This window comes from Aeromonas sp. 601027 (assembly GCF_049174455.1).
Classification (GTDB): Bacteria; Pseudomonadota; Gammaproteobacteria; order Enterobacterales; family Aeromonadaceae; genus Aeromonas; species Aeromonas veronii_A.
The window spans coordinates 313,372-325,381 of sequence record NZ_JAAKTN010000001.1 but is presented as its reverse complement, the minus strand read 5'-3'; the positions used below and the strand labels follow the sequence as shown (position 1 = coordinate 325,381).

Genomic DNA, 12,010 nt, shown 5'->3' with positions numbered 1-12,010 from the left:
GGGGAAGAGTCATCCCCTCCCCGCCTGTTTATCCCTTCAAGCTGGCCTGCCCCGCTTGATAAAGGCATAAAAAAATCCCCGCCGATTGGCGGGGATTTTTTTATTGGGTTCTGCTTCATCCCGCGAGCGGGAGAGCACGCTTAGCTGGCCTTGCGCAGGATCTGCTCAAGGTAGTCGGCGAAGCGGTGACCGTGATGCTCCAGCAGTTTCGGGAACATGGAGATGGAGGTCATACCCGGGAAGGTATTGATTTCATTCAGCAGGATCTCCCCCTCCTCAGTCAGGAAGAAGTCGATGCGCGAGAGATGGGTCAGTTTCAGCTGACGGAACGCCTTGAGGGCATACTCGTGGATCGCATCGGCCTGCGCCTGGGTCAACCCCTCGGCACGCAGTGCAGTCTCGGTATGGCTGGCGCTGCTGTACTTCTCTTCATAGGTGTAGAACTTGTCCTGCGGCACGCAGATCTCGCCCGGATAAGTCGCCACCAGCTCGTCACCATACTGGTAAACCGCCACTTCCAGCTCGCGCGGCTTGACCGCTTTCTCGATCAGAACCTGTTCGGAGTAACCGAAAGCATCGGCAATGCCCTTCACCAGATCCGCTTCGTTGCTGGCGGAGTAGCAGCCAACGGAAGAGCCCTGGGAGGCGGCCTTGATAAAGACCTTGCCCCACTTGGCCAGTGCCACTTTCGCCTCAGCCAGAGCCGCATCGCCCTGCTCGGTCAGGAACAGATAAGGGGTGTTGGGGATACCGATGGCGGAGAGCCACAGCTTGGTGGTGATCTTGTTGAAGCAGATCTTGCTCGCTTCGGCGTCGCAGCCCAGATAAGGCAGGCCAGCCAGCTCGAGGAAGGATTGCAGATCGCCGGTCTCACCCGGGTAACCGTGGATGCAGGGCACCACGTAGTCTACCGGACGGGCCACGCTGTCAAACGAGAGCAGCTTGTCCAGCCCCAGTTTGCACTCGCGACCATCGGCGCTGAGCCAGCGGTCGGCAAACATCTCGACGCGGGTCACTTCGACGCCGGGCAGGAGAGCGAGTTGTTTTTCGAGGAAATTGGCGCTGCGCAGAGAAACCTCGTGCTCGGAGCCACCGCCGCCGCACAGCAGCAAGACATGCATGTTCTTCATTAGATGTGATCCCTTGGGAAAAGCGGCCTCGTCATGACCATTTGATAAGCCAACCACCATAAAAACCGGACGAAGCCAGATACGAACATAAGTGCGCGCCAGTGTAGCAAGGGAGATCAACCCTTGTCAGCTGATGGGAGACCCATGACCCCACTTCTTGCAGTGAAAAGTCTCCCCGGTGTCAAAATCGGGACACATTGCCCCTCAGCGCGGGGGATCGACCCTTCCCATGCCGTTGCCATTGACCCGAAACCAGCCGGCAATGCTGTAGCGCTCCTGATTGGCAGGCAGCACCTCGTGGGGAAACTCCTCGGAGAGAAACATGACCAGCCGCCCCCCCTTGGGGCTGACATCCATCAGAAACTGCTCCTTGTCGTCATACATGCGCAGCACTCCACCCGCTTCGGGCAGCCAGTCGTTGTTGAGGTAAAATACGGTGGTAAGACGGCGGTTGGAGCGACCGGCAAAGGCATCCCGATGGGTGGCGTAAAAATCCCCGCTGCGATAGCGGGCGAAGTGTGCCTCGTAGTCGAACAATCCCAGCATCAGCATCCGGTTGGCGGCAAGACGCAGGGACTCCATCCGGGCGAGGTAGTCAGCCACCGGCGCACCGAGGGAGGGCTCCAGCCAGTGGATCTGGTCACGGCGAATGTCGGGATTGCCCTGGTGCAGGGCGTCACGGCCGATCCCGGCCGGTTGCCATTCGCTTGGCAAACAGGCTTTGAGGGCATCCACCTCGGTGGCGGTCAAAAAATCATCCACTATCACCCATCCCCGGGTGTAAATGGCATCCATGGCAGCTTGATAGTCCAAGATTGGCTCACAATGAGTAGAAAGAGGGCGCTTTGTAGCGACTTACCGGCAAAGTCACAAACCGGTTTGCTTCTCTTGAGAAGTCCCAACATCAATACGCGAGTTGCTGCCCGCCGCCCCGCGTTTTTGTCGACAGTTGTGATCCCGCTCTGCCAAGGATCGTATTGGCTGTCGAAACTGTGATGGCCCTTGCAATCAAGGGGACGGATCCTTGCTCTCACCTTGCCGTTAAAAGAGCCAACCGATACCGTAGCCACATCACCATCATGTCGTTAGGCCGGCGCTCATCGCCACAACCGACCTGACACCCCACGGATAACCACGAGAAGGATCTGCTTATGCCTCTGCCCGACCTTATTTTGCAACAACTGGATGGAAGCCCCTACCCGCTGACTCAACTGGCGGGCAAGGTGGTACTGGTGGTCAATGTGGCTAGCCGATGTGGCTTTACTCCTCAATACGAGGGGCTGGAAGCCCTCTATCGCGAGCTGGGGCCAGAGGGGTTGGTGATCCTGGGCTTCCCCTGCAACCAGTTCGGCAATCAGGAGCCGGGGGATGCGGACGAGATCGCTCGCTTCTGCTCTCTCGATTATCCGGTCAGCTTCCCCATCATGGCCAAGTGCGATGTCAACGGTGAACAGGCCCACCCCCTCTATCAATGGCTCAAGAAAGAGAAACCGGGGCTGCTGGGGCTCGAAAACGTCAAGTGGAACTTCACCAAGTTCCTGATCGACCGTGATGGCAAGGTGGTTGACCGCTTTGCTCCCACCACCAAGCCGGAGAGTCTGGTCACCCCCATCCGCGACCTGCTCTGATTGCTTTTCGCGATACAAAAGAGCGGCCGGTACAACAGCTACTGCGCAGCGGCCGCTCTTTTGCTATATTACGCCCCCGTTATCATTTCCATATCGTGGCTGGCCCCAACGCGCTGGCCACCGGTTGAGCCAAAGGCTCATCTCAGGAGTTTCTCTCGAACATGTCATTCAACGAACTGGGTCTGTCCCCGCACATCCTGCGGGCCGTCAAGGAGCTGGGTTACGAACAGCCAACCCCCATCCAGCAGCAAGCCATTCCGGCTATTCTGGCTGGTCAGGATGTGCTCGGCGGTGCCCAGACAGGCACAGGCAAAACGGCCGGTTTCACCCTGCCGATGTTGCAGCGTCTGCTGGCCAACCACGGTCGTGGCCGTCGTCAGGTACGCGCACTGGTACTGACCCCGACCCGCGAACTGGCGGCACAGGTGGGAGAGAGCATCATCAAGTATGCCCACCACCTGCCGTTCAAGACTCTGATCGCCTATGGCGGTGTCAGCATCAAGCCCAATCTGGACGCCATCAAGCTGGGGGTGGACATTCTGGTCGCCACCCCGGGCCGTCTGCTGGATCTGCTGACCCAGGGCGCCCTGACCCTGAGCCAGCTGGAAGTGCTGGTGCTGGATGAAGCGGATCGCATGCTCGACATGGGCTTTATCGTCGACATCCGCCGCATCATGAAGGCGCTGCCTGCAGAGCGGCAAACCCTGCTCTTCTCTGCCACCTTCTCAAACGACATCAAGGCGCTGGCGGATGATCTGCTGAACGACCCCACCCTGATCGAGGTTGACCCCAGCAATACTGCTGCCGAGCAGGTAACCCAACGCATCATTCAGGTGGATCGGGAACGCCGCCGCGAGCTGCTCTCCCACATGATTGGCCGTGGCAACTGGCAGCGGGTGCTGGTGTTTGTTCGCACCAAGCAGATCGCCGACCGCCTCGCACAGCAGATGCAAAAAGATGGTCTCAATACCGTGGCGATCCATGGTGACAAGAGCCAGGGTGCCCGCAACCGGGCGCTGGCCGATTTTCGCAGTGGCGAGGTGCGGGTGCTGGTAGCGACCGATATCGCCGCCCGCGGTCTCGATATCGATCAACTGCCCTACGTGATCAACTTTGAACTGCCCCAGATGGCGGAGGATTACATCCACCGTATCGGCCGTACCGGCCGCGCCGGTCGTGGCGGCGAGGCCATCTCGCTGGTCAGTCAGGACGAGCTGGGTCAGCTCAAGGCGATCGAAGCCCTGATCGGCCAATCCCTGTCCGTGGAGATCTTGGAAGGGTATGAGCCAAGCGGCAAGCCGAGTCGCCAGACTCTGCCGGGCAGCAAGCCGGTGCAGAACCCGCCTCGGGCTCGCGGTCATGCCAACGCCAAGAGCAGCAATGCCAAGGGCAAGCCAGCCGCGGGCAAGGGCAAAGCCAAGGGTGACGCCAGCAAAAAACCCGCCCAGTCTGCTCAAAACAAGTCCCGCAAGCGGGAAGTAGTGGGCGAGGATATCGGCTTTGCGCCAATGCGCCGCTTGCCCAAAGCAATGCGCGACAGCTATCAGGAGAGCAGCGACGAGTAAGCTCGCGCGACGCTAACTGCCAAGCCAAAAGAGGGAGCCACTAAGGCTCCCTCTTTCGTTATGGATCGCACGGAGTCGTGCAAGTGCTCCGTGCAAATGCTCCGCTCGGGCTCAAACCAGCGAATGGCGCACCGCGGCGGTACCATGGCTGGGCGGCGCTGAACCATCGAGCGGATTGTGCTGCAAGAACTCGAACAAGCCAGCCTGCATATTGACGTTCCAGAAGCGTCCGGCAAGGGTGAGTTGCAGTCGCTCATGGCTTATCTCGGCCAAGCCATGCTGCTGCCAGGCCGAGAAGAGCGACATCAGATGAGCACGCAAGGAGACCGGCAGACGATCCAGCGCCAGCACGCCACTGTCGAGGGCACCGCGCAGCAGACCGTCCATCCTTGCATTGGGATTGCGCCCCATCACCATCCCGGGCGCCCGCTTGCCGCTGGCCAGCGCGTCGTGCCAGGGGGCCAGATCCCGTCCATACATCAAGCCGTGGCCAAGAATGCTGCCCCCCGCACCGGCGCCAAAGGGGAGGATCTCCGCACCGCGCTTGGCCATCTGGTTATAACGACTCTGCTCGGCCGGACTGCGCCGCCAGTGACTGCAAGAGAGACGCTCCCAGCCGTGGGCTTCCAGTTGCGCCCCGCCATAGGCATACATGGCCGCCCGCTGCTGGCCATCGGCGAGCCAATCCAGGGTGCCCTTCTCCTGCGCCCGCTCCAGATTGGTGCCCTGCATGGCGATGAGCTGATAGAGATCGACCCCATGTACACCGCTCGCCATCACATCGCGGATATCCTGCTGCCACACGGCATCATCCTGACCGGGCAGACCAAAGATGAGATCCGCCACGATCACAGCCGCATCATCCCGGGTCAGCTCACCCAGACGGGTCAGCAGCGTCTCCCTGTCATCGAAACGGGCCGCCTGCTGACGCACCCGGGTATCAAAGCTCTGCACCCCGAATGAGAAGCGGTTGAAGCCCCCGGCCAGCGCCACCTGCCATTTCTCATCATCAAAGCCGTTGAGCCGCCCCTCCAGCGTCACCTCGGCATCGGCCAACAACGGAAAACGGCGGATCACGGCGGCCAGCATGGCCAGCTCGTCGGCGCTCATGTCGGTCGGCGTACCGCCCCCCACATAGACGGCTGAAAATGGCAGGCTCTGCGCCAGCGGGGTGTCAGCCGCCTGCGCAAGGGAGGCGCACAGAGCGTTGACATAGCGGTTGATCCGCGCCGGGTTGGCGCCATTTTCAAAGAAATTGCAGAAGCTGCAGCGCTTGCGGCAAAACGGAATATGGATGTAGAGGGCGCGCTCCTCAGCTTCACTCTCTCGCTGCCACCAGCTCTGCCAGCCAGCCTCATCCAGCGGGAAGGGGCGCATCCCTCCCCGACTGGCGTGGGCCGAGGTCTTGGCGCTAAAGGCAAACTTGAGGGGATCCGGCGAGGAGATACCGGTCATGGAAGGGGTCAGATTCATGGTGGTCACTATTTAGCAAATAATGACAATGATAACGATTATCGTTACCAGCATTTTGTTCTGGATCAACCCGCAGAGCCGTGCAGCTCGTCGAAGTCATTTTGGCAACCAGCATTACCGATCTGCTTAACAGATTATTTACTAAAGAGCGGTTATGGTGTGCCGATAGAGAACCATCATTCTTGCTCTCCTCGCCTACGCTCAGATGAAGCTGGAACAGATAAAACACAACAACGCATGGAACGCCCCGACTATGCATAACCTCTCCCTGAACTGGAAAATCTTTCTCCCTCTTGCGCTGGTCATCAGCACCACCTTTGGCCTCAGCTTCGAGCTCTCTGCCTGGCTGCAACGGGATCTCGCCATCCGGCTGGCAGAGGAGAAGGTTGAGAGCATGGCCAACACCTATATGGATCAGGTCAACGTGCTGATGATGACAGGTGGCATGGCCAACCGGCAGATAGTGCAGACCAAACTCAAGAGTGAAGCGGGCATTGTCGAGGCTCGTCTGGTTCGAGCCCCGGCCGTCAGCAACCTGTTTGGCCTGGGTTTCCCGGACCAGAAAGCCCAGGACAGCTTCGACGAACGCGCCATCAATCAGGGGGAAACCATCCTGCAGCAACAGGGTAACCAGCTCACCCTGATCAAACCGTTCAAAGCCTACAAGGAGTATCGCGGCACCCAATGTCTCACCTGTCACCAGGTCAATGAAGGGACCGTAATGGGGGCAGTGCGGATCAGTTATGACCTCAGCCACACCTTCGGCGAGATCCGCCACAACAACCTGATCCTGAGCGGCAGTCTGGCCCTTGTCTTCAGCCTCGGTTTCGGCCTGCTGTGGTGGGTATTGCAACGCTATGTAAAACACCCGCTGCGGCAACTGCAACGTACCATGCTCCAGATGGCCAAAGAGCGTAACCTCGCTATCCCCCTGCTCAACCAGAGTCAGGATGAGCTGGGCCAGATGACCCGTGCCGTCAATGAGATGGTGCAGGGCTTCAGGCACAGCCTGCAGGAAGTAGAAGGGGCGACCCATCAGCTCTATCAGGAGTCGAGCCAGATCCGTCAGGTGGCGACCCAGACAGAAAACTCGGCCCGTCAGCAAGAGTCGATGACCACTCAGGTTGCCGCCGCTGTAAGCGAGCTTGCGGCAAGCTCCCACGAAGTGCGCGAACATGCCCGCAAGAGCGCCGAGCTCTCCGCCCTAACCAATCAGGATGCCGCCAATACCAGCCGCCTCGCCCAGCACTCCATCATAGATATGGGCGAGATGTCGGCAGAAATTGATCGGGTGGATCAGGTGATCCAGCAACTCGATAGCCGCTGCCTCGCCGTTGACGGTGTGCTTGAGGTGATCAAGGGGATTGCCGATCAGACCAACCTGCTGGCCCTCAACGCCGCCATTGAAGCGGCCAGGGCCGGCGAGCAAGGCCGTGGCTTTGCGGTGGTAGCCGATGAAGTGCGGGCCCTCTCCAACCGTAGCCGCGCCGCCAGCGAGGAGATCTCCCTGATGATCGCCGCCCTGCAAAACGAGGCCCAAAGCGCCGTTGTGGTGATCGGGGATGCAAAAAGCAAAGCCGGTGAGAGCATCAGCAAGACAGAGGCAACCCTGGCGGCCATGCAAAACATCATTGGACGCATCGCCAGCATCAATGACCTCAACGCCCAGATGGCACAATCAGCAGAAGAGCAGGACAGGGTCTGCAGCGAAGTGGATCACGCGGTCAGCGACATTCGCAATACGTCCAATGACACTCTGGGTCAGGCCCATGCCGCCAACCTCGCCAGTATCCAGCTGGTCGAGCAGTGTCAAAAACTGGAGGCCTTGCTGAAAACCTACCGCTGGTAATCCAGCCAATGGCAACAAGCGCGCTCCCGAGTCGCGCTTGTTGCCGCAAACTACCCTTGATGGGCGGTGTCGAGCATTCATCAATCCTCTTCAGCACATAGCATGTGTGCTTCATCTCCCTTGGCAACATAGCCTCAACAGTCATCCCACCAGGGATCCAGCAAGGTGAGCTGCTGGCGGTCGAGATCGAGCGCCACCTCGATACCCAGCGGCAACGTCAGCATGGGGTGGGTATGGGCGCAGTCAAACTCCGCCAGAATGGGGAAGTTCGGCTCCCCCACCACCTCCAGCAGGATATCGAGGGGGCGCTTGCCGCTGCCCTGATCGTTGAACAACTCGTGCTTGCCGAGGATAAGCGCGCCGATCCGCTCAAACACCCCGCACAGCTTGAGGTGGGCGAAGGAGCGCTCCAGCGTCTCGGCAGATTTCAGGCTGTCTTCCAGCAGCAGAATGTCACCAGACTCGATGGCTGGCATATAGGGGGAGCCCCAGATCCCCGCCATGGTGTTGAGGTTGCCACCCATCAGCCGCCCCTCAACCCGGCCAGAACCCACCGAGCTCAGCCGATTGGGCTGGCAGCGCTTGGCCCGGGTCTGATTCTCCCAGTCCAGCCGTTCATCGCTCCACTGCGCTGGCGTAGGCAGCGTGCAGGGGACGCCAGCTTCATCGGCCAACGCAATCTGTAAAAAACTGGCCAGCGTCTCATCCACCAGCGGCGGCAACTCGCCAAAGGAGGCCACCAGCGCCGGGCCATAAAAGGTAACCAGGCCAGTTTGGGCGTGGATGCCGAGCAGCAGGGCCGTCACATCGGAGTAGCCAACGATGATCTTGGGATCGCGCCTCAGCGCATCAAAATCGAGGTAGGGCAGCAGGGAGTTGGAGTTGCTGCCGCCAATCACCGACATGATGCAGCGCACTTCTGGGTCGCGAATAAGGGCGTTGAGCTCCTCGGCCCGCGCGGCAATGGAGCCGGATCGCCAGTGATCCTGCTGGCCGGTGAGGCTGCCCGCCTTGAGCCTAAAGCCCTGCCCCTCAAGAAAGGCTTTTGCGCGGGCAAAACGGTTGGGTGCCCAAGCGGTCGCCGCGCTGGAGGGGGAGAAAAAAGCGATGGTATCGCCACGTTTAAGCAGCGGGGGAACCAATAACGTCATGACACACTCATCCTTGCCAATATCCAGCCATCACAGAGTCGTTGAGACTCCTACACAACCCCTTTGATCACAACGGGTTTATCACCATCGTTTAGAAATACAAAACACTTGATTCATTATTAACAGATATTCTAAACACCATCCCCTTCCTAGAATGACCTCATTGCGATGGCCAACCCCGGTTGGTTGTCAGAACGGTCGGCCTGACAGCCCGGACGTTCTCTTTCCCACTTTTTCTCTCTGACTTATCAATGAGGTGCCTGTCATGAACAAAAACGCATCCCCCAGCGCATTGGTTGTAGAAGGCGGCGCCATGCGCGGCATATTTGCCAGCGGCGTACTGGATGCGTTTATCGAGCATGACTATCGCCCCTTTGACTTCGCCATCGGCGTCTCGGCGGGGGCCACCAACTTGCTGGCTTATCTCGCCAGCCAGCATGGCCGCAGCCACGACATCCTGACCAAACTGGCGTGCAGCCAGCAGTTTATGGATCCCCTGCGCTTTGCCAAGGGGGGCAATCTGGTGGATATCCACTGGCTGTGGAACACCAGCTGCCGCAAGTATCCCCTCGACATTCACGCCTACCGGGAGACCGGCATCCCCTTCTATGCGGTGGTGACCAATACCCTGACCGGCAAGGCGGAGTACATCCGGGTCAAGCCGGAGAACATGAACGAAGTACTGCCCGCCAGCTGCGCCATTCCCCTCGCCTCCCACGAATACCCGGAGGTGCACGGGGTGCCGATGACAGATGGCGGGGTGGCCGACTCCATCCCGGTGATCGAGGCCTACCGCCGCGGTGCCCGTCACCTGACGGTGATCCTCTCCGAGCCCCTTGGCTATCGGCTCAAGCCGATGCCTTTCCCCTGGATGATCCGCACTCTGCTCAAGACCCGCCCCGCGCTGGCACAGGCACTGGAGCAGCGGGATCGCAGCTACAACGAGGCGCTCGATTTTATCGCCAATCCGCCGGAGGACTGCCAGATCGAGGTGATCGCCCCGGCCGACTACTTCCCCGTTTCCCGTTTCACCCGCGATATCAACAAGCTGGAGATGGGATACGTGATGGGCAAGTGCGCAGGCTATCAGGCCGCCCTGCTCAATTGATAAGGGTTTTACAGGCATGACCCGACCTGCCGCGACGCACGCGCCGCCAACACAATAACAATCGGGTCAGTTGAGCAACATGAGTCATAAAAACAGACCGTGGCGAGGCAAGCGCGGCCAGAACCGGTGTCAGACACCCAGACCGGCCCGCGCCTCATCCCTATGCCAGGGCATCTCACCCTCATACAAGGTGTTTATTTATGTCGTTTCTTCTCACCCATCCCGCGCTGGCGCAGCTGTTCGAGCGGCTGCTGCCCGATTACCGGATCATGGCGCCCGCGGCCGAATATCGGGGCGGCCGCTTCTCCGACACCGACAACGTCACCTATCACAGCATCCGTCATCCGGCCGATCTGGTATGGCAGGAGAAGTCCCACTTCTCCCCAAAAGAGGTGGTGCTCCCCATCACCCAGACCCTGTTCTACTTCGACAATCTGGAGCTGCGCGAATCAAAGGTGGAGGCCAAGCCCACCCTGCTGTTCTTGCGCAGCTGTGATATCCACGCTCTGCGCCGGCTGGATCAGGTCTACCTGAAAAACGGCCAGAACAGCGACGTCTACTACGCCCGGCTGCGCAGCAAGCTCAAGCTGGTGCTGCTGGAGTGCCGCGAGAGCTTCGAGAACTGCTTCTGCGTCTCCATGGGCAGCAACGAGACCCGGGACTACGCCGCCGCCATTCGTCTGAGCGATGAGGGTGCCCGCATCGAGGTGAAGGATCCCGAGCTACTCGGCTACTTTGCCGAGCTCGGTGAATCCGATGACTTCACCCCGGAGTTTGTCCAGAGCAATCCGGTCAAGGTTCGCACCCCGGACAGCGTCTGTGACGACCCCCAGCGGATCCGCCAGATCCTCACCGCCCATCCGGTCTGGGCCGAGTACGACAGCCGCTGCATCGGCTGCGGCCGCTGTACCACCTCCTGCCCGACCTGCAGCTGCTACAGCGTGCATGACCTCACCTATGCGGAGAACCCCCAGCAGGGCGAGCGCCGTCGCCAGTGGGCCAGCTGCATGGTGGATGGCTTCAGCGACATGGCCGGTGGCCACGGTTTTCGCGCAAAGCATGGCGAGCGCCTGCGTTATCGCGCCCTGCACAAGGTCAACGACTACAAGGCCCGTCAGGGAGAGGAGCACATGTGCGTCGGCTGTGGCCGCTGCGACGATCGCTGCCCTCACTACATCTCCTTTAGCAACATCATCAACAAGATGACCGATGTGGTCGAACAGACCATCGCAGCCGACAACGCGCAGGGGGCGAACTGATATGTGCCAGTGCCAGCAAACCGCAACAGCAGAACCGCAGCAGGACGTGGTCGAAAACCGCCTGCTGCCCAAGGCCTACACCATTCTGGCCATCGAGCGCCACACCGAGCTGGAGTGGAACTTTCGGGTCTCCCGCGACTTTGATGTCCACTACGGCCAGTTTGTGGAGATCTCCCTGCCCACCGTCGGCGAAGCGCCCATCTCGGTCTCCGACTATGGCGATGGCTATGTGGATCTGTTGATCCGCAAGGTCGGCAAGGTAACCGATGCGCTGTTTGCCCTCGATGTGGGCGACAAGGTGTGGATGCGCGGCGTCCACGGCAACGGCTACCCGCTGGAAACCTACCGCAACCAGCACCTCATCGTGGTGGCGGGCGGTACCGGCGTCGCCCCGGTCAAGGGGCTGCTGCGCCGCTTCAGCAAACATCCGGAAGAGGTGAAATCCCTCGACATGATCCTCGGCTTCAAGAACGAGCAGGCGGTGCTCTATCGCCACGAGATGCCGCTCTGGGCCGAGCAGCAGAACCTCATCGTCACCCTGGACGAGGGCAAGGAGAGCGAGCAGTTTCGCATCGGCCGGGTCACCGACTACATCGACCAGCTGGATCTCGCTGACAAGGAGGATATCCAGGTGATCGTGGTCGGCCCCCCCATCATGATCCGCTTCGTGGTGCTCGCCTTCCTCGAGCGGGGCATCCCCAAGGATCGCATCTGGGTCGACTACGAACGCCGCATGGCCTGCGCCGTGGGCAAGTGTGGCCACTGCCGGATGGGCGACACCTATATCTGCGTGGATGGACCGGTCTTTCGTTTTGACCAGGCCCAGCATCTGATCGACTGAGGGAGA

General features: G+C 60.0%; 10 protein-coding genes. 6 read left to right on the top strand and 4 right to left on the bottom strand.

The genetic code is table 11. The features are described 5' to 3' along the window. Window positions 1-140 precede the first annotated feature (140 nt). Both G5193_RS01430 and G5193_RS01425 read right to left on the bottom strand, forming a co-directional pair. On the bottom strand, window positions 141-1,130 hold the full coding sequence (locus G5193_RS01430) for a D-alanine--D-alanine ligase (protein ID WP_421204763.1): 990 nt from the start codon (window positions 1,128-1,130) through the stop codon (window positions 141-143). Window positions 1,131-1,334: 204 nt separating this feature from the next. Continuing rightward, window positions 1,335-1,943 (bottom strand): 2OG-Fe(II) oxygenase, encoded by a 609-nt coding sequence (locus tag G5193_RS01425; RefSeq protein WP_265783640.1) that lies wholly within the window; start codon window positions 1,941-1,943, stop codon window positions 1,335-1,337. Window positions 1,944-2,281: 338 nt separating this feature from the next. Between G5193_RS01425 and G5193_RS01420 the strand changes: the two genes are divergently transcribed. Both G5193_RS01420 and G5193_RS01415 read left to right on the top strand, forming a co-directional pair. Beyond that, entirely contained in the window at window positions 2,282-2,758 is a 477-nt protein-coding gene (locus tag G5193_RS01420; RefSeq protein ID WP_040066373.1) for a glutathione peroxidase, read from the top strand. Window positions 2,759-2,919: 161 nt separating this feature from the next. Then, on the top strand, window positions 2,920-4,323 hold the full coding sequence (locus G5193_RS01415) for a DEAD/DEAH box helicase (RefSeq protein ID WP_421204762.1): 1,404 nt from the start codon (window positions 2,920-2,922) through the stop codon (window positions 4,321-4,323). A gap of 111 nt (window positions 4,324-4,434) precedes the next feature. Here G5193_RS01415 and hutW read toward each other — a convergent pair whose 3' ends face one another. Continuing rightward, a complete protein-coding gene (gene hutW, locus G5193_RS01410) occupies window positions 4,435-5,796 on the bottom strand; it encodes a heme anaerobic degradation radical SAM methyltransferase ChuW/HutW (RefSeq protein ID WP_227340727.1) in 1,362 nt (453 codons plus the stop codon). A 253-nt stretch (window positions 5,797-6,049) separates the two neighbouring features. Between hutW and G5193_RS01405 the strand changes: the two genes are divergently transcribed. Next, the gene (locus G5193_RS01405; protein WP_421204761.1) at window positions 6,050-7,645 is read left to right on the top strand and encodes a methyl-accepting chemotaxis protein; all 1,596 of its coding nucleotides are present in this window, start codon (window positions 6,050-6,052) and stop codon (window positions 7,643-7,645) included. A gap of 134 nt (window positions 7,646-7,779) precedes the next feature. On the opposite strand, the gene G5193_RS01400 is transcribed toward G5193_RS01405, so the two are convergent. Continuing rightward, entirely contained in the window at window positions 7,780-8,796 is a 1,017-nt protein-coding gene (locus tag G5193_RS01400) for a S66 family peptidase (protein ID WP_421204760.1), read from the bottom strand. A 265-nt stretch (window positions 8,797-9,061) separates the two neighbouring features. On the opposite strand from G5193_RS01400, the gene G5193_RS01395 reads away from it, so the two are divergent. From G5193_RS01395 to asrB, 3 genes are all read left to right on the top strand, one after another. Continuing rightward, window positions 9,062-9,904, top strand: a complete 843-nt coding sequence (locus G5193_RS01395; RefSeq protein WP_193860433.1) for a patatin-like phospholipase family protein — start codon at window positions 9,062-9,064, stop codon at window positions 9,902-9,904. 200 nt (window positions 9,905-10,104) lie between these two features. Beyond that, window positions 10,105-11,163, top strand: coding sequence for an anaerobic sulfite reductase subunit AsrA (gene asrA / locus G5193_RS01390; RefSeq protein WP_421204759.1), 1,059 nt, complete (start codon window positions 10,105-10,107; stop codon window positions 11,161-11,163). A 1-nt stretch (window position 11,164) separates the two neighbouring features. Next, entirely contained in the window at window positions 11,165-12,004 is an 840-nt protein-coding gene (asrB, locus tag G5193_RS01385; protein ID WP_021229668.1) for an anaerobic sulfite reductase subunit AsrB, read from the top strand. The last annotated feature ends 6 nt before the right edge of the window (window positions 12,005-12,010 follow it).

Bases quoted from the DNA above. Each gene is read 5' to 3' on its own strand.
- G5193_RS01430 (WP_421204763.1), bottom strand. From the start codon at position 1,130: ATGAAGAACATGCATGTCTTGCTGCTGTGCGGCGGCGGTGGCTCCGAG.
- G5193_RS01420 (WP_040066373.1), top strand. From the start codon at position 2,282: ATGCCTCTGCCCGACCTTATTTTGCAACAACTGGATGGAAGCCCCTAC.
- G5193_RS01415 (WP_421204762.1), top strand. From the start codon at position 2,920: ATGTCATTCAACGAACTGGGTCTGTCCCCGCACATCCTGCGGGCCGTC.
- hutW (WP_227340727.1), bottom strand. From the start codon at position 5,796: ATGAATCTGACCCCTTCCATGACCGGTATCTCCTCGCCGGATCCCCTC.
- G5193_RS01405 (WP_421204761.1), top strand. From the start codon at position 6,050: ATGCATAACCTCTCCCTGAACTGGAAAATCTTTCTCCCTCTTGCGCTG.
- G5193_RS01400 (WP_421204760.1), bottom strand. From the start codon at position 8,796: ATGACGTTATTGGTTCCCCCGCTGCTTAAACGTGGCGATACCATCGCT.
- G5193_RS01395 (WP_193860433.1), top strand. From the start codon at position 9,062: ATGAACAAAAACGCATCCCCCAGCGCATTGGTTGTAGAAGGCGGCGCC.
- asrA (WP_421204759.1), top strand. From the start codon at position 10,105: ATGTCGTTTCTTCTCACCCATCCCGCGCTGGCGCAGCTGTTCGAGCGG.
- asrB (WP_021229668.1), top strand. From the start codon at position 11,165: ATGTGCCAGTGCCAGCAAACCGCAACAGCAGAACCGCAGCAGGACGTG.